Consider the following 17,752-nt stretch of genomic DNA (forward strand, 5'->3'; position numbering starts at 1 on the left):
AGGATTGAATATAGATCGAAAACTTTTTCTAACTAATCCCTGTACAACTTTGACGGAAATAAGCTGGCTATTAGCAGTCATCTTACTCCTTCACACATCACACCACACTGTTCAATCATAAATCTATAAAGCTCTGATCGATTGATAATTTTCGCCTCAGGGATAAATATAGACTCTTAATTATTGTTTCCATTTTTGGTAACAATCCTCAACATATTTTAAATATGATTGCTTGAAAATGGTCGGACTAAATTTATTAGCTTGTAAACGACAATTTTCTGGATCGATTTTAAATTGAAATTGTTCAAAATTTTCCACCGCTTTAATTAAAGCTTCTGGTTGCTGAACATCAAAAAACAAACCCGTACCGTCTTTGGGACATTGACGAATATCTTTGACTGTTTCTAAAGCACCTCCCTTGCCATAGGCGATTACTGGTGTACCACAGGCTTGGGCTTCGACCAAGGCAATACCGAAGTCTTCACAAGCTGCGTATACAAAGGCTTTCGCTTTGGTTATGTATTGTTTAACTATATGATGCGGTTGCCAACCTAAAACCTGAACATGAGGCTCTGCTAGCTGACGTATTTCTTTTAATTGTGAGCCTGCTCCAATAATTACCAAAGGTTTTTTTAGTTGATTAAATGCTTTAACAATTAAGCATATTTGTTTATAACTTACTAATCGAGAAATTGTCAGATAGAAATCTTCTTTCTCGGGCTGAAAATCAAATTGTTTGAGATCGACTGGAGGATAGATTACTTTGGCTGGGCGACGATAGCAACGCCAAATACGCTTGGCTGTATGTTGGGAATTAGCAATAAAATAGTCAACTCGGTTAGCCGAAATAACGTCCCATTGCCGCAGACGATGCAGGATATATCGGGCAATAATTCCCTGAATTCCTCTGCCTTGGCGATCGCTTTTTAAATAATCAAAGGTCAAATCCCAAGCATACCGCATTGGAGTATGACAATAACAAATATGTAGTTGATGAGGATTGGTTAAAACTCCTTTGGCTACGGCATGAGAGGAAGACAAAATTATATCGTAATGATTAAGATCTAATTGTTCGATCGCCAGAGGCAAAAAAGGCAAATATTTTTGTACGCCATTACGAGCTAGGGGAAACTTTTGGAGAAACGTGGTTTTGATCTTCCTTTGATAAAGATAGCTTTCGGGGTTGACCGATTCAAAATCGATCAAGGCGTAGAGATCGACATCAATATGTTGCAAGATCTCTTTAACCACTAATTCTGAACCCCCTGTCGCTTTAGGAGTTAACCATTCATGCACGAAAGCATATTTTAAATCCACAGCTACCTAATAGATTTGTCGTGATTTCAAATAATGACCATATTACACACTAAATGGCATTATTTACGGAATTACCTCGTTGGCGTAAAAAAGACTATATTAATCGTTGGTCACTGGCTAGTTTGGCAAAGCGGTATCGGCTTGCGTAATTAGCTGCCACGCTAGATTAGCTAAATTATTGCCTACCTTTTGATGAGGTTTGAGATTAAGTCTGTCAATAGCAGCGTCATCGACTAAAAGATAAATAGCTTCATCTTGTTGCCAATATTGTTTGAGCTGTTCATCTGGGACAGGAATCACAACGCGATCGCTATAAAATTCTAAGGAAGGACGCAAATTATGATAAGCGGTATAAATATTTTGTTGAGGCGGAGTATACTGCTTGAGCATCTGAGCCAGGGGTTTAACTGGAAAAGCTTCATTTAACTCCCATAGCCAGTGATTAGAGTTGAATAACAATAGTAAAGCCAGATAAAAGCCAGTAATAATTACCGAAATAAAATGGCGATCGCCTAACCACACCATTGCCGATGCTAAAGTAAAACAAACTGTCACCACAATTAAAATTAAACTTAAATCGGTTTCTGGTGCTGTATTTACCCAGCCATAGTAAGCACTTCCTATCCCGCAAGCGATCGCCACTAGGCTTAAAGACACTTTTTGGAAGTAGTCAGCCTGGTTTTTTGACCAAGCCTTGCTCAAGCTAGCCCCAATCAGCAAAGATAACCCAGGATAGATAGGAATCACGTACCAGGGCAATTTAGTTGCCATTAGAGAAATAGCCAGGAGATAGATACTTGTCCAAACTAAGGTTAACTTGCCCCAACTAACGTAACGATTTTGCCATGCTAATTTAAACCCATAAGGCAGAAATATGAGCCAAGGAAGGCTATATTTAGCAATTTCCATTAAATAATACCAAGGTGGGCTAGAAACGTTACTTACAGGCTCCCAGATGCGATTGAATGTCTGTGTACCTAAGCTAGTCCCTAAAAATTCTGCACCGTATTGTAAATACTGTAGCCCATACCAGGCGAGCGCTGGAATGACCCCGAAAATAAAACCACTCCAGAGATATAAGCTTTGTAATAACTTGGGGCTATCCCAAGCAACAAAAATGAGGCTAATCGCCCCTAGCAACACTCCCATCATGATGCCCTTGGTCAAACACACCAAACCAATAGCCAAGCCAGCTCCTAGCAGCCAGGGTCGATGTTTACGTCCTCGCAATAGACACCACACCGCTAAACAAAACCAACAGGCGATCGCGCCATCGAGCATCGCTATGCGACTATGACGAGCTACTGGTAACAAAGTCAAATAAACTAAAGCCGAAAAAACGGCGGTTGAGCAAGAGGGGAAAATTTCTCTACCAATGAGATATAGCAAGGGAACAGCCAAAGCTGACAAGGTAGCGGGAACTACTCGCGTACTCCACTCACTGATTCCAAACAGCCGATAAGCAAGAGCGATTAGCCAGTGAATTAGTGGCGGCTTATTCCAATAAGGATCGCCAAAGTTAATTGTGGGATATAGCCAAGTATGACTACCAGGTGAACCACGCCAAATATTACGCGCCACTCCCGCCACAATACCTTCATCCCAGTCTCTAAGGGGCAGATTTGCGATACCAGAGGTATAAAGAACCACCGCAGCAACCAACAAGCCAAAAACAAATAGGCGCTCGCTATTTAATAGCTTGCTAATGTCTCCCCATCTCCCCATCAGTTCCAACCGATAATTTTAGTGTTTACTAGTTTATTTATTATTCAGGGTAGCCACTCACTGCATCAGAATAATCACTACCCGCGTCTTGATCGTTATCTCTTTTTGAACCTAATAGTTCCAGGCGATCGACTTTGATTGTAGGACGAGAACGCTGTCCTCCAGTGTTTCTATCTGTCCAAGTTTCAATTTTTAATGAGCCTTGAATACCAATTAATTTACCTTTTTGGACGTAATTCCCCGCTACTTCGGCAGTTTTACCCCACATTTCTAAATTAAACCAGTCTGGCTGATCGCTATTACGGCTGCGACGATTTACCGCTAAAGGCAATTTACACAAAACTGAACCAGAGTCAAAGTATTTTACTTCTGGGGCAGCACCAGCACGACCGACTAAATTGACAACATTAAGAGTCATGAGCTTATATTTATAGTACTAAGGAACTAGATAACAATTTTTTAGTCTAGCAAATTATAACCAAACGATATCTAAACTAAATGAAGTCATTAGATCTAGGCTTCCGATTACTTAGCCAGCAGACCAGGTTTTTGAAATAAAGAGCTGATTTTCAACCTATGCAGTTAGGCAAATACCAATAAAATTATTGTGGGATTTTTTTCTTAAGTTACGAGATCGAAGGGTAATGAAGCTGTTTCATGTCAGCGAGGAAGAGAATATAATAGAGTTCGTTCCCAGATATTCGGCTCATACTGAAAAACCTGTAATTTGGGCGATCGCCGAATCCAAATTAGCTTATTACCTATTTCCCAGAGATTGTCCGCGAGGATGAAAAATGCCCAACCTCGACCAAAATCAATATTGTGACGATTCGCCCCTACCTTAACTATATATTTTCCTCAATCCATTGTTTCACGGTTGCCACAACTTCTCCCATTGGTAGATCTTGAGATTCTTTAGTAGCTCGTTTGACCACTTCCACTTTTCCTTCAGCCAGCGATCGCCCCGTAACCACGCGATAGGGTATGCCAACTAGTTCGCTATCTTTAAATTTGACTCCTGCTCTTTCTTTACGATCATCAAGCAAGACTTCTACTCCAGCCTGTTTAAATTCTTCGTAGAGTTTTTCCCCCGCCGCCATTTTTTCGGTATCAGAGATATTCGGAACAATTACTACTACATGATAGGGCGCGATCGCCACAGGCCAAATAATACCATTTTTATCATGGGATTGTTCTACTGCTGCCTGAGCTAACCGTGAGACACCGATACCATAGCAACCCATCAATAAAGGTTCGGTTTTACCCTGTTCGTTAGTAAAGTTTGCCCCCATCGCCTCAGAGTATTTTGTCCCTAATTGGAAGATATGCCCTGCTTCAATACCCCGCGCACTCACTAAAATTTGACTAGGATCGTGAATAGCGCGATCGCCAGCTTTAGCTTCTTGGATATCTACCTTAAGTTCAGGTAGAGTGAAGTTATCACCCCAGTTTGCCCCGACAACATGATAGCCGACTTCATTTGCCCCAGTCACAAAGTTTTTGAGATCGACAACGGTTTGATCGATTAAACGCAGGAATCTGTTGGCGACGTTTTTTGAGACGTTGATATAGTTATTATTTAGATCGGGTGCAATATAGCCCAGGGGTAAAGATTTAGCGGCCCATTTCTGCTGCGCGCTGGCATCAGGTACAGTTAAAGAGATAATTGTTTTGGCTTTATACTGAGGTGCAAGTTTAGTAAGTTCGTTAGTCAGCTTAACTTCATTAATATCGCGATCGCCACGAATATTAATCAAAACTAAAACAATCATCCCGTTATCGTAAACGACTTCGTATAGAACATTTTTGACAATTATCGTCGGGGAACAGTTGAGTGTTTCGGCTAAAAGAGCGATAGTTTGTGTATTGGGGGTAGCTAACTTTTCATAGCTGCGAAAAGGCGATTTCTCCACATCTGGAGGCAAAGATACTGCTTTTTCGGTGTTGGCTGCATACTTACCATCTTCGGTATAAAGAATCTCATCTTCTCCAGCTTCTGCGAGGATCATAAATTCCTGAGACCCAGAACCACCGATTGCGCCAGAATCCGCATCCACAGGGCGAAATTCTAGACCGCAGCGAGTCATAATATTACGATAAGCCCGATCCATCGCTTGATAAGTCTGTTTTAAACTTGCTTCATCAACATGAAAAGAATAAGCATCCTTCATAATAAATTCTCTACCCCGCATCAAACCAAAACGAGGGCGGATCTCATCACGGAACTTGGTTTGAATCTGATATAAATTTAAAGGTAGCTGACGATAAGAACGAATTGTTTCACGGGCAATGGTAGTAATTACCTCTTCATGAGTTGGTCCTAAACCTAATTCTCTGTCTGCGCGATCGCTTAAAGAAAACATAATTCCCTCTGCTTTGGTATAGGTATCCCAACGCCCTGATTCTTGCCATAATTGCGCAGGCTGCAATTGAGGTAACAAACACTCCTGCGCCCCTGTTGCATCCATCTCTTCCCGCACAATCTGAGAAACCTTTTGCAATACTCGCCACATCAAAGGCATATAAGCATAGATACCGCTACCAATACGACGTATATAGCCTGCGCGGAGTAATAACTGATGGCTTGGTATTTCTGCCTCGGCTGGTGTTTCTCGCAGTGTCACAAACAACATCTCGTTTAGTCGCATGGTTAATTCCTTCGGTAAGCTTGCAGACTTCTTATTTTATCAGTCATCAGAATAGCTAAACGATATTATTGAATTAATAACTCAACCAGCAAACAGCGTTCATTGCCGAAGAATATCTTTATGTACTCCGAGTACATTTGGCGTACATAAGAACTGAAAGTACGGAGAGGGTGGGATTCGAACCCACGTTTCCTTTCGGAAAACTCGATTTCAAGTCGAGCGCGTTCGACCACTCTGCCACCTCTCCTAGAATGGCTTACCTATAATAACAGAGAATGTGGGTGACTCGTTGAGTCTAAATGTACTATTTTGTTTAAGGAAGACTAAATGTTAGATAACAACAAGTCATTAGAACTTACCAATTTTCAGACTCGAAGCCAAAATTGATCGCAACCATATTATTCCTCGCCAAGTGTAGTGAACTTAAGGTGAGTTAGTTCAAAGCAAATTTAACAAGTCTGAATAAATTTGTGCAGAGCTTAACATAGATGTCACAAATAACTGACAATTTTAACTATTAACTAAAAAGGGTCTAGCACTGCTAGACGCTTGGAAAAAGCAAATTTAAACTACAGTCTTGTAATAATTTTTAGTTGTTTGAAACAAATTGTTGATTAGAGATGCAAATATTTAGCTTCTGCTTCTAGCTGTTTAACTAACTTATTGTTTCCATTAGCTCTGGCAGCTTCTAGGCGAACGTTCAAACTTCTTCGCATACTTTCGCGGTGGCTGAGATGAGCATTTTTCAGGACTTCTTGACGTCGATTGTTCATGGTGGACTTTTTATTTTATAAAATAGGCTATATGGGTTGAATATATAAGCTAGCATTTTCACTCTAAGAAGAACTACTTATCTTTCAAAACTTAATAAAATTAATCTATTTTGTAGTTAATCATCTTTAATTTGCTTTTGTGACAGACAGCTTTCCCGATTATCTAATGGTTTCTGCTTTCCCCAACGGAGAAAAGCGGATTTCAATTCTTCTACGGTTAGCATCAGGATTGCGACTGGATGTGGCAAATTCTCCAGACGGAAGCTGTAGCTGTGCAGCGGAATAGGGACGGAATTGTACACCTTCTAGTCGACCTGTTTGCTGTTGCACTGTCTGTAATTCCTTGACCACCTCCAGCGCACGCATCAATCCCAAGTCAGCATTTGAACCAGCCTTAAGGTTGTCTACAGGCTGCTTTCCCTGCGCCACTTCTTCTAGCTGCTGGTCTAAATTTCCGTTACCAAAGTTTATCTGACCATCAGTATGTCCAATAATTTCAACTACATACAGGTTGCGCTGTTGACTAACACGTTCGATGCGATCTACCAAATCCATCGTAATGTAACTTTTCAGCTCTGTTGGTAGATTTGCGCTACCAGAATCGAACTGATATCCACCTGAATCTTGAATTACTACTACAGGAGGTGCAGATTTTAAGCGTTTTATTTCTGACTGGAGAATGTTTATACGACCACGACTTTGTTCGTTGCTACTAAGCAATAGTCTTTCTAAATCTGAAGAAGTTTTTTTTAGTTGGCGTACATTAGAAGTACTCTCTCCTAACTCATTTTCTAAGGTAGCTATTTCTCGTTGCAATAAACGCACCTGTCTTGAGGTATCGCTCAAGTTTTGCTCGGTTTCCTCAGCAGCATATTTGAGAAATAGTGATTTAAATAAAGCTAATAAAAGAAACAAGCTGATAATCATAAAAGCATTAGCCATCAAGTCGGTAAAAGACGGCCAGACATTTAAGCTTTCTGTAGCTTCATAACTGCGTAACTTGCGTTTTTTTGTCATGTCAATTAACGATTTTCAAGATGATTAATTTTAGGCTTTGGGGATTTGATTGACTAGTTTTGATAACTCTTGCTGAATTTCTTTCAATCCCGATCGCTCGATGAGATTTTTCTCTTGATTGAGATTGACTAAGCTAGTATATTGCTGGTTAATATTATTTACTTTTTGATTTAATTCGAGGAATTTTCTCGTAAGTTTTTGCATGGAGTCTAAATTGTGTTCAAAAGACTGAGTAGACTTTTGTAAAACTAGAGAAGATTGAGAAAATTGATTTTGTGCGATCGCTAAATCATTGGTTGCAGAGGTTAGCTTTTCGGGAAAACGACTATTATCTAAAACGTGAGCAGCCTGTTCAAAAGTTTCGGCACTATTTTGGATTCTCACAAAAGCTTTGGTCATAGATGCTTCAATGGTGTTGCCCAATTTATGTACCATGCTATCAAAGTCGCAACCAAACTGTCTAATAGCTTCTTCTAAGGAACTAATCGGCTGTATTTTGGGTAAATAAATGTTGTCGATATAGTCTTCAATAGAGCTAAGTAAACTTGCTTTAACTATATTAGTATTCCACAACATATTTAAGACTGTTAGTAAAGAACTACAGGCGATCGCAATTAAGCTAGTTGTAAAAGCAACACCCATTCCTTGTAATGGACGGTTCAATTCTTCAACCAAGTTTCTAACATCATTAATGTCAATTTGGGTAATTGTTTGACTTAAACTTGCTAGATTAAAAGTAATACCTAAAAATGTTCCCAATAAACCAAAAGAAAGCAGTAAATTAGGTAAAATGCGGCAGAGATGATCGATAAAATCGCATCCTAAGCCAAGTCCTAAGAAATAGAACTTTTCCTGGTTATACACTCCCTCAATTACTGAAGTAGTATTGAGTTGATCCCGATTTAGATTGCGATCGACAAACCTTTGTTCTAGTTTGGCGATCATTCTTGGCGTAGATTCTAGCATGACTCCGCTCAATAATCTTCTCGTTTTTTCGGTCAAATATTTTAAATGTCGATATAAACAATAACGTAATAAGATAGCGAAGATTGTCGGCAAAATTACCAGAAGAATTGCTAAAGCGACCAAATAGCCAGGAATTAAGCTAAAAATACTCAGTATTTGTTGCATAGTTTTAAACAGTGTTGGGTTGCCTATAATATTAAAGCCAGGATGGCTAAGTTTTTGAGAGGCTTCGATTCTGACATTAATCGGCTCAAATTAGGTAATATAGCAAGCGAACTATAGTTTAGGACATCGTACAACGCGCTCTTCTCAATGGGGGAAACCCCTGCAATATGCCCTAAAGGACTAGCTTCGCGTCACACTAGCTTCGCGTCGTCCTTTAGGACGGACTGTCTCACTTTTAGCTTTGCAGATTAAATTGGTGTGTTCTACTCAACCCAAAAGCGCAGTAAGTTATGAGCAATTAGCTGCTTGTCTAATTATGTTTATGTAGCTTTTTGAACAGTTTAAACTAATGATTTTGATGGTTCGGATTGTTCGATCGATTCAGTTTCTGGATCTAAAGCGTCAATTATGCCTAATATTTCTCTTTCAAAGCTAACCTGCGCCCGATTAGTTTTAGCCCCAAAATAAAAGTTATTATTCTGTTCCAATGCCCAAATTTGAGAATGAGAAAAGTAACTCATCACTACTCCCAGCATTAGCAGTGCAAACCCTGTATAGACAATAGGTACACCAGGATCGGCTTTAATCTGTAGACCAGTGCTGCCAATAATATCGATTAGCTTAATTTTAATTCCGTCAATATCTACACTTTGACCAATACGGATCGCGCTGGTTAATTCTCCCTGTTGGTTATAAATTAAGGCTGTTCCCTGTAAGTCCTTAATTAACATCGAAACACCAGAACTCATATCAGGTTTGGTAGGAATCCAAGTTCCCCAGATGTTTCCTGCACCAAGAGTATCTAACTTAGCTACTGGTAGCTGAAAAATAGGACTATTGTTCAACTGAACTCTAGCAGCAGCAATACTCCAGTTAGTCTGATACAAGGTAACGCCATCGTAACGCAAGGGCTTATTGACATGGATAGTTGACCGCTTTAATTCCTTACCGCGATCGCTTATTACGGAAAGATCGGAATAAAACTGATCGATATCTCCGTTATCGGTATAGTCAATCCAGAAGCGATTAACCTTAACTGACCAGTTATCAGGAATCTGAGAAGCCGAAAAAGGGCCTGATTCAATAATATTCTGAATTTTAAAAGTGTCCCCGCTGGCGATCATTTCCTGGGCAAAAAAGCCAGTAAAGATGCCCCACATTCCCCCTGCTAAGACCATTAGCATCCCAATATGTACGACAATCGGTCCAATCCGCCCAATAAGACCTTTGCGGGCATATAGAGTATTGTCCTGTTGCCAAATTTGATAGTTTTGCTTATTTAATAAAGGAATCAAAGATTTAATTGAACCCTGTTCTAATTTGGCACTGAGAGCTAATTTCTCAAACTGCTGCGGTTTTTGATAGTATTTCCATTTACGGGCAGCTTTAAGGGCAGGCAACTGGCGGGTAAAGGTACAGGCCGTCAAGCTAGCACCAAATAGAATTAGTAACGAAAGATACCACCAGGTACTATATACATGGTTTAGACCCCAGACTAAAATCACTTTCCAAGTCAAAAAACCATATAAAGCAGGAGATTCAGGGTAGTTTTCTTGGTAGAAAGAGAGGGTTTCAGCTTGCTCAATTACTGTACCTGCAATACTAACTACAGCGATCGCCAATAGCAAAATAATAGCTAATTTTAAGTTAGCGATAATGCCGAGAAAACGACGGAAGATTGAATTTGGTTTTAAGAGATTCATTATGTATGATGTTGGGAGTTGGTAATAGCAATGAGTGTCTTTAGAATCTAATTACAGGCAACCGAGACAACAGGGAAAAGATGCCAAAGCCGAGTAACAAAGCCCCACTGACAGGATTGATCCAGCTAGACCAACGGCGTAATTCTAAGATTTTTTTGATTGAAGCGGTAAATGTTCCTGCGATAACCAAGGGGGTAACGTAACCGATCGCATAAGCAATTAATAAACCGCCACCTAAAACTAAATCCTGAGTGGTAGCTACCCAAGTTAGCAGAGTTGCCAGTACAGGAGTACTGCAAGGAGAAGCAATTAAGCCAAAAGTCAGACCGAGTAAATAAGAACGCAATCCACGGGGTAAATCTTCAGCAATCCAGTCTGTTGCGCCCAAAGAAGGAAAACGTAACGGGAGAATTTCTAATAAATTTAATCCCATCGCGATCGCCACTAGACTGACAACGATTGGCAAACCGACACCTATTTGTCCGTATACTTTACCAATCGTCGTGGCAACAATACCCAAAATAGCTAAGGTAGTCGCTAAGCCCAAGGCAAACCAGCTAGACTGGGCTGCTGCCTGTAATCTGCCCTCAGACTCATAACCTCCGATGTACCCTACGGTAATCGGCAGCATCGACAGCATACAGGGAGTCAAGCTAGTAACCAGCCCTGCCAAAAATATCACGCCAATACTGATCGCGCTGAGATGAGTTAATTGAGAAGAGACTAGGCGATCGGCAAATCGCTCTAATAAATATATCTGTGTTTGTAAAAATTCCAGCATTAAAAAATTAATCGATTTAGGCCTACCCCTCTTGAATTCTATCAAAATACCTAAATTCTATAGATCTCAAAGCTGAAAAGACACTAAATATTAGCGGACGTGCTATCAAAGTTAAAGAACTAGCACAAAGAATCACAAGCCAATATGTTCAATAAAAATACAATTTTCTTAGTTTTATTACTGTTTATTCCCGTTTCCATTGCGGCACACTTTTTAGAATGGGGGGAGACTACCGTATTTATTACCGCAGCTTTGGGAATTATCCCGCTAGCTGGCTATATGGGTACAGCTACCGAAGAAATCGCCGTAGTAACAGGCCCCAATATCGGCGGTTTGCTCAACGCTACCTTTGGTAATGCTACTGAATTAATCTTAGCTTTTATCGCCCTCAAAGCTGGCTTAGTTGGCGTGGTTAAAGCTACCATCACAGGTTCGATTATCAGTAACCTGCTGTTGGTCATGGGATTTTCCATGTTGCTGGGAGGATTACGCTTTAAGGAACAGAAATTTCAGTCCACCGTAGCCCGTCTCAATGCTTCTTCAATGAACCTGGCGGTAATTGCCTTACTTTTACCTACAGCAGTACAGTACACATCCGCAGGTATCGAAGAACAAACGCTGCAAAACTTATCCGTAGCCGTAGCAGGAATTTTAATTTTAGTTTATCTTTTAACGTTACTGTTCTCGATGAAGACTCATGCCTATCTTTGTGATGTGGGCGATGTCGTTTTAGATGAGGGTGGAGAAGGTGAACCCAAAGTTAATTTGCCCTTTTGGATATCTATTTTGTTGCTAGTCACCCTAGCAGTAGCAGTAGAATCAGAACTACTCGTAGATTCTTTGGAAGCAGCCACGAGTAACTTGGGTTTAAGTGCCTTGTTTACTGGAGTAATATTACTACCAATTATTGGTAATGCAGCAGAACACGCCACGGCGGTATCTGTAGCGATGAAAGACAAGATGGATCTTTCCGTATCCGTGGCGGTAGGCTCAAGTATGCAGATTGCTTTATTTGTTGCCCCAGTACTAGTAATTGCTGGATGGATTATGGGTCAGCCGATGGATCTCAACTTTAATCCTTTTGAACTAGTGGCAGTAAGCGTAGCGGTGCTAATTGCGAATTCGATTAGTTCTGACGGAGAGTCTAACTGGTTGGAGGGAAGTTTATTGCTAGCGACTTATGCTGTAGTAGCGCTGGCTTTCTTTTTCCATCCAGTTGTTGAAGGAATGATTTAGCTGATTTACAGATATATATATTTGTTAATCTATTTGTCTTTTATGGGGATAGAGTCGTAATTCTTATCCCCATTCTCTTTATCTAATGGTTGATTAAAAAATACTAGACACTAAAAGTTGTGTCGTAGCAATCGAAGCAGGAGAAATTGAAGAACACGATCTTATAGATGTGGTCGCGTCTTCAGATATAAAATCCGAAGCTTGTGACGACCGTGCGTAAGCTTGCTTGGGATAAAAATGGTTGGTCAGACTATTTGTACTGGCAGCAGCAAGAGAAGAAAACTCTCAAAAGAATCAATCGACTGGTACAGGATACTTTAGTTTCTCCATTTGACGGGATAGGTAAACCAGAACCTTTGAAAGAGAACTCATCGGGTTATTGGTCGAGAAGAATTGATGAAACCAATCGACTTGTTTATCAGGTGAGTGATAAGTACATAACAGTTATTTCATGTCGCTATCATTATTAAATTGGTAAATCGATACAGCCAGAAAATTCGTCAATCGCTACAAAAAATAGATCGACTGTGGACGAAAAATAGTGGTAGACGGTTTGGTTTTACTCCTCACAAAAAAGCTTATTTAGCAACAGAAAATAACTTTAATGATTATGTTGAATCTACTTACGAAGCATTTGGCGATCGCCTTAGTTGGAGAATTTTTGGTTCTTGGAAAAGATATCAAGATTTTAATTTTCAAAAGATTGACACAGCGATGACTCCACAACCAAGAAAAACTAGAATTAGCCCTGGCTGACTACAATACGCGCGATCGCATTCAATCCTAATAATGCTCAAGCTTATGGTAATTTAGGCTTGGTTTATATGAAAATGGACAACACAGAAGCAGCAAAAACTAACTTACACAAAGCCCAAGAATTATTTATTGCTCAGGGTAATACTGCTGGTGCAGAACAAGTAGCTAATATTTTGCAGCAATTACCTTAATAGGAAACAAGTCGAAAGTACCACAAGGGTATAACATCAAAAGTCACATTGTCCTGCGGGAACAGGAAAAGTTTTCCTAGATTGGGCATTGCCCACCTCACCAATTATTTATATGTGTCTATTCTTCTACTGATACAGGCTGGAAATCAATCGTTAGACCTACTGCCTGTAATATCGAGGTTAATGTATCTAATGTTGGATTTCCATCTCCCCTTAGAATTCGATAAAGGTGCTGTCTTAATATCTTAGATTTATTGGCAATCACTTGAGTCTAATCTTTGGCTTCCACTACATTTTTTAACGCCAATAAAAATGCTTCTGTATTTCCATCTGATAATGTTTCATCCAAAGCAGCTTTTACAGCAGTTTTCAAATGAATAGACCACATTGATTTGTTTAAGTAATAAGTAATAAGGCAAGAAACTCATTACTCATTACTTATTAATTCAGCCCAGCATTTTAGCCTAGATGTGCTACTACCAAGTCTCTTCTTACTTTTGAGAATATGAATTGAAAAAGGTGGGCAATTAGCCCACCTTTATGATTAATCTATTTGTCTGATATTTCAATCAAATTAACGAGTTGTTTCTACCAAAACGTGTTCTTTGACTGGAGTAACAGTAGTCTTACCAGCTTCGTCAATATCAACTAGGGCATTATCGCCGTCATTAACGTGACCAGAAAGAATTGCTTCAGCTAGGCTGTCTTCCAGTAGTCGCATAATCGCACGACGCAGAGGTCTTGCACCATAGCTAGGATCGAAACCTTCTTCAATTACCTTGTCTTCAAAGGCACTGGTAACCCCAAGAGTAATCTCACGCTGTTCTTCTAGTCTGGCAGATATCTCTTCGAGCAAAATACCAGCAATTTGTCTAACTTCGGGTTTGGTTAGCTGACGGAAGACAATAATTTCATCAAGACGGTTGATAAACTCAGGACGGAAATAGTTTTTCAATTCTTGATTGACAAGATCTTTGATGCGGTTGTATTGCGCATCGTCTTTATCGCCAGAGAAGTCAAAACCTAAGCCACTACCACCTTTTTCAATCACTTTAGACCCAATATTAGAGGTCATAATAATGAGGGTGTTTTTAAAGCTAACTGTGCGTCCTTGAGCATCGGTAAGACGACCATCATCAAGCATCTGCAACATCAAGTTAAAGACATCGGGATGAGCTTTTTCGATCTCATCGAACAACACGATGGTGTAGGGCTGACGACGTACAGCTTCGGTTAGCTGTCCACCTTCGTCATAACCAACAAACCCTGGAGGAGAACCAATAAGCTTAGATACAGTATGGGATTCCATGTACTCTGACATATCTATGCGAATAATCGCATCTTGTGAGCCAAACATCTGAATCGCTAATGCTTTGGCAAGTTCTGTTTTACCTACTCCAGTAGGACCAGAAAAGAACAAACTAGCGATGGGTCGATCGCGATCGCCTAATCCAGAACGAGAACGGCGTAGGGCGCGAGAAACGGCTCTAACAGCTTCATCTTGACCAATAACGCGCTCATGAAGATTATCTTCAAGATACATCAATGTTTCTGATTCGGTTTCCGTCATTTTGGTAACGGGTACTCCAGTCCAAGCAGCGACAATACGCGCGATCGCTTCTTCATCTACTACAGGAGTCAAGGCTTCGGGATTAATGGTAGGCACATCTACCTGATTTTGTGACTTACCCTGCTGTAGACAGTGGTTGAGATGAGTGCGTGAACCAGCTTCATCGATCAAGTCAATTGCCTTATCGGGTAAAAAACGGTCTGTAATATATCTTTCGGAGAAAATTACCGCAGTTTTAATCGCTTCGTCACTATATTTAACTTTGTGGAAATCTTCGTAAGTTTTACGTAATCCCTGAAGAATTTCAATTGCATCTTCAATCGAAGGTTCACCCACCATTACTTTTTGGAAACGGCGTTCTAGTGCTGCATCCCGTTCGATATGCTGGCGATACTCATCTAGAGTGGTGCTACCAAGACATTGAATTTCGCCTCTGCCTAAAGCAGGCTTGAGCATATTAGCAGCATCCATCGCGCCACCCATTGCACCTGCGCCAACGATGGTATGAATCTCGTCAATCACCAGGATAATATTACCCGCAGCGCGAACTTCTTCGACAATAGACTTGAGCCGTTCTTCAAACTCGCCTCTAAACTTAGTTCCTGCAAGCAGCGAACCCATGTCCAGGCTAATTACTTCTTTATCAGCCAAGAGAGAAGAGACATCACCCTCAACAATACGTTGAGCTAATCCTTCGGCGATCGCGGTTTTACCAACTCCAGGCTCACCTACTAAGATTGGGTTATTTTTGGTGCGTCTACCTAGGATCTGGACTGCTCTTTCAATTTCTGGATATCTACCTACTACCGGGTCTAGTTTGCCTTGTCTAGCTAAGTCAGTTAGATTAATACTAAATTCTTTAAGCTTAGTTGTCTTTTCTCTACCGCCACCAAAACCGAAAGGATTATCTTTACTAGCAGTAGCAGCAACTACCTCGGCTTCGCCTAATTTTTTGATTAGATCGGTTCGCAGCTGTCTTAGGTTAACATTCTGTTTAGTTAATAATTTTACTGCCATATTGTCTGTCTGCTTGATGATCGCCAACAGAATATGTTCAGGACTAATAAAATTACTTTTCAACTGACGCGCTTCATTAAAAGCCTGTTCTAGGATTCTTTTAGCTTTGGGTGTGAAAGGAATATTAGCAGGGATAAACCCAGAACCTTTACCTACAACCTCAATTGCTAAATTTCTGGTATTATCGAGGTCGATACCCAAGTTGGCTAATAATTCTGCTGCTGTAGATGTTCCCTCTCCAATCACTCCCAATAAAATGTGTTCCGTACCCACAAGATTATGCCCTGTGTTTCTGGCTTCTTCTTGAGCGAGAACAACGTTTTTTATGGCTTTTTCATTGAAGTATTCAAACATAGTTTAGAAAACTCCTCTTTTTTTCTTTATTAATATTTCTTTATCTTCTGTCTTCAATTTATCGCTTTTAGTTGCCAAGCTGTAGTCGTAAAAGCCGTAATCTTTGCTAAATTTTGGTCAAATCGGTAATATCTATAGTTTGAGCTACATCTTATGATTGACGAAGGCTACATTAAATATCAATGTAATTGGAATCGAGCTTCAGCGATCGCTGAGGCGGAAATTGTTGAATTAAATCAATGGCGAACTAAGCTATATCAATTGGGTTTAATCGGTCAATACGACAATGGAATTGGCTTTGGTAATCTCAGTGTTCGTCTTGCCAATACTTCAGAATTCATCATATCAGGAACACAAACAGGGGGAATTGCCAACTTAACGGCGCAGCACTATACAAAAGTTACTGATTATAACTGGCAAGAAAACTACGTCACCTGCCAAGGGTTAATCAAAGCTTCTTCAGAAACATTGACCCATGCTGCTATTTATGTCGCCGAACCTGAAGTAAATGCGGTAGTCCATGTTCATCATCAAAAAATGTGGCGTAGACTGTTAAATCGCTTTCCTACCACTAATCCTGTTTGCGCTTACGGTACACCACAAATGGCACAAGAAATTATTCGATTGTGTCAACAACCAGCAACTCAACGACAAAAAATTATGGTCATGAGTGGACACGAAGAAGGTATTTTAAGCTTTGGCAAAAATTTAACTGAAGCTAGCGAAATCTTACTCGCTCACTTCTTAGCTATTTGATTTTTCACGTTTCATGTATTTAATGATTGTTTTGAGCATTGTCGGTATTGATTGACTAATCCTGGCATATGGATAAAATAAGCAAAGCCCAAAACATATTATGGAAGATGACAAATTGATCGCTCGACCTCGACTTTATCAAAAAAAGAATCGTTCCATCATGCTACCTGTGTTGGCAGCGATCGCTCTGCTACTTAGCATTATGTTTAGTTCCCCTGTTACAGCTAAACTGTTTGATGGTCCTGTAGATCGACTTCCTTTGGAACAGAGGGTTTCCCTGAAAAAAGGAGAATTAGTTTTTTTGGGCAAAGCTGGCGACTATACCTCTCGTTTGCTGATTAAAACTTCGATGGACAATGTATGGCAGGTTTTGACCGACTATGAAAATTTTGCTAAATTTATGCCTGGAGTTGTTAGCAGTGAGCTGATTGAAACTAATGGCGATCGCAAAGTATTTGAACAAATTAACAAAATCAAAACTCTAGTTTTCAGTATTGAGTCGAGAGTGAAGGTTGCCACCATCGAATCTTATCCCGAACAGATTGCCTTTGAAGCAGTGGACGGCGATTTAAAAGCCATGAATGGAAAATGGATGTTAGAACCTGTATCACCATATCCTAGTGCGCCTTTCGACCAAGTTTTAATTACCCATCAAGTAATGGTCGAACCTGGTAAAACTCCTAGCGACGGCATTTTTTTTAGTATCTATGAAGATCGTTTACAAGAAACTTTAAAGGCAATTAAGCAGGAGGTTGAGAAACGAGCCAAGCAATAAAC

The 17,752-nt window shown here is 40.1% G+C and carries 17 protein-coding genes and 1 tRNA gene; 7 read left to right on the forward strand and 11 right to left on the reverse strand.

Annotation, left to right across the window (positions count from 1 at the left end; translation table 11 throughout):
• Positions 1 to 180 precede the first annotated feature (180 nt).
• The 3 genes from V6C71_15700 to V6C71_15710 all read right to left on the reverse strand — a co-directional run bounded on the left by V6C71_15700 (position 181) and on the right by V6C71_15710 (position 3,460).
• Complete coding sequence (locus V6C71_15700) at positions 181 to 1,317, reverse strand: glycosyltransferase (GenBank protein HEY9769914.1); 1,137 nt, start codon at positions 1,315 to 1,317, stop codon at positions 181 to 183.
• 117 nt (positions 1,318 to 1,434) lie between these two features.
• Positions 1,435 to 3,042, reverse strand: a complete 1,608-nt coding sequence (locus tag V6C71_15705) for a glycosyltransferase family 39 protein (GenBank protein ID HEY9769915.1) — start codon at positions 3,040 to 3,042, stop codon at positions 1,435 to 1,437.
• A gap of 40 nt (positions 3,043 to 3,082) precedes the next feature.
• Positions 3,083 to 3,460, reverse strand: a complete 378-nt coding sequence (locus tag V6C71_15710) for a single-stranded DNA-binding protein (protein HEY9769916.1) — start codon at positions 3,458 to 3,460, stop codon at positions 3,083 to 3,085.
• A 226-nt stretch (positions 3,461 to 3,686) separates the two neighbouring features.
• Here V6C71_15710 and V6C71_15715 point away from each other — a divergent pair, with 226 nt between their 5' ends.
• Positions 3,687 to 3,833, forward strand: coding sequence for a hypothetical protein (locus tag V6C71_15715; GenBank protein ID HEY9769917.1), 147 nt, complete (start codon positions 3,687 to 3,689; stop codon positions 3,831 to 3,833).
• A 54-nt stretch (positions 3,834 to 3,887) separates the two neighbouring features.
• Here the strand turns inward: V6C71_15715 and proS are convergent, their stop codons facing one another.
• The 7 genes from proS to V6C71_15750 all read right to left on the reverse strand — a co-directional run bounded on the left by proS (position 3,888) and on the right by V6C71_15750 (position 11,095).
• Positions 3,888 to 5,690 carry a proline--tRNA ligase gene (gene proS / locus V6C71_15720; protein HEY9769918.1) on the reverse strand — a complete coding sequence of 601 codons (1,803 nt, stop codon included), beginning with the start codon at positions 5,688 to 5,690 and terminating at the stop codon, positions 3,888 to 3,890.
• 162 nt (positions 5,691 to 5,852) lie between these two features.
• Positions 5,853 to 5,937: transfer RNA gene (locus V6C71_15725), tRNA-Ser, on the reverse strand.
• A 367-nt stretch (positions 5,938 to 6,304) separates the two neighbouring features.
• A complete protein-coding gene (locus V6C71_15730) occupies positions 6,305 to 6,463 on the reverse strand; it encodes a hypothetical protein (GenBank protein HEY9769919.1) in 159 nt (52 codons plus the stop codon).
• A gap of 159 nt (positions 6,464 to 6,622) precedes the next feature.
• Positions 6,623 to 7,480, reverse strand: a complete 858-nt coding sequence (locus V6C71_15735; GenBank protein ID HEY9769920.1) for a hypothetical protein — start codon at positions 7,478 to 7,480, stop codon at positions 6,623 to 6,625.
• A 30-nt stretch (positions 7,481 to 7,510) separates the two neighbouring features.
• A complete protein-coding gene (locus V6C71_15740; GenBank protein HEY9769921.1) occupies positions 7,511 to 8,611 on the reverse strand; it encodes a hypothetical protein in 1,101 nt (366 codons plus the stop codon).
• A 341-nt stretch (positions 8,612 to 8,952) separates the two neighbouring features.
• Entirely contained in the window at positions 8,953 to 10,314 is a 1,362-nt protein-coding gene (locus V6C71_15745) for a cytochrome c biogenesis protein (GenBank protein HEY9769922.1), read from the reverse strand.
• A gap of 40 nt (positions 10,315 to 10,354) precedes the next feature.
• Positions 10,355 to 11,095, reverse strand: coding sequence for a cytochrome c biogenesis protein CcdA (locus V6C71_15750; GenBank protein ID HEY9769923.1), 741 nt, complete (start codon positions 11,093 to 11,095; stop codon positions 10,355 to 10,357).
• 144 nt (positions 11,096 to 11,239) lie between these two features.
• Between V6C71_15750 and cax the strand changes: the two genes are divergently transcribed.
• The 4 genes from cax (at position 11,240) to V6C71_15770 (ending at position 13,278) form a co-directional block, all read left to right on the forward strand.
• Positions 11,240 to 12,331 (forward strand): calcium/proton exchanger, encoded by a 1,092-nt coding sequence (gene cax, locus V6C71_15755; GenBank protein ID HEY9769924.1) that lies wholly within the window; start codon positions 11,240 to 11,242, stop codon positions 12,329 to 12,331.
• A 203-nt stretch (positions 12,332 to 12,534) separates the two neighbouring features.
• Positions 12,535 to 12,801: a Txe/YoeB family addiction module toxin gene (locus V6C71_15760; GenBank protein ID HEY9769925.1), complete on the forward strand. Its 267-nt coding sequence runs from the start codon at positions 12,535 to 12,537 to the stop codon at positions 12,799 to 12,801.
• A gap of 1 nt (position 12,802) precedes the next feature.
• The gene (locus V6C71_15765) at positions 12,803 to 13,087 is read left to right on the forward strand and encodes a GUN4 domain-containing protein (protein ID HEY9769926.1); all 285 of its coding nucleotides are present in this window, start codon (positions 12,803 to 12,805) and stop codon (positions 13,085 to 13,087) included.
• Between the two features lie 14 nt (positions 13,088 to 13,101).
• Positions 13,102 to 13,278 carry a tetratricopeptide repeat protein gene (locus V6C71_15770; protein ID HEY9769927.1) on the forward strand — a complete coding sequence of 59 codons (177 nt, stop codon included), beginning with the start codon at positions 13,102 to 13,104 and terminating at the stop codon, positions 13,276 to 13,278.
• Positions 13,279 to 13,852: 574 nt separating this feature from the next.
• Here the strand turns inward: V6C71_15770 and V6C71_15775 are convergent.
• Complete coding sequence (locus tag V6C71_15775; protein ID HEY9769928.1) at positions 13,853 to 16,219, reverse strand: ATP-dependent Clp protease ATP-binding subunit; 2,367 nt, start codon at positions 16,217 to 16,219, stop codon at positions 13,853 to 13,855.
• 153 nt (positions 16,220 to 16,372) lie between these two features.
• Between V6C71_15775 and V6C71_15780 the strand changes: the two genes are divergently transcribed.
• Both V6C71_15780 and V6C71_15785 read left to right on the forward strand, forming a co-directional pair.
• Positions 16,373 to 16,975 (forward strand): class II aldolase/adducin family protein, encoded by a 603-nt coding sequence (locus V6C71_15780; protein ID HEY9769929.1) that lies wholly within the window; start codon positions 16,373 to 16,375, stop codon positions 16,973 to 16,975.
• A 100-nt stretch (positions 16,976 to 17,075) separates the two neighbouring features.
• Entirely contained in the window at positions 17,076 to 17,750 is a 675-nt protein-coding gene (locus tag V6C71_15785; protein HEY9769930.1) for an SRPBCC family protein, read from the forward strand.
• Positions 17,751 to 17,752 lie beyond the last annotated feature (2 nt).

The sequence above is a fragment of the Coleofasciculaceae cyanobacterium genome (genome assembly GCA_036703275.1).
In the GTDB taxonomy this organism is placed as follows: Bacteria; Cyanobacteriota; Cyanobacteriia; order Cyanobacteriales; family Xenococcaceae; genus Waterburya.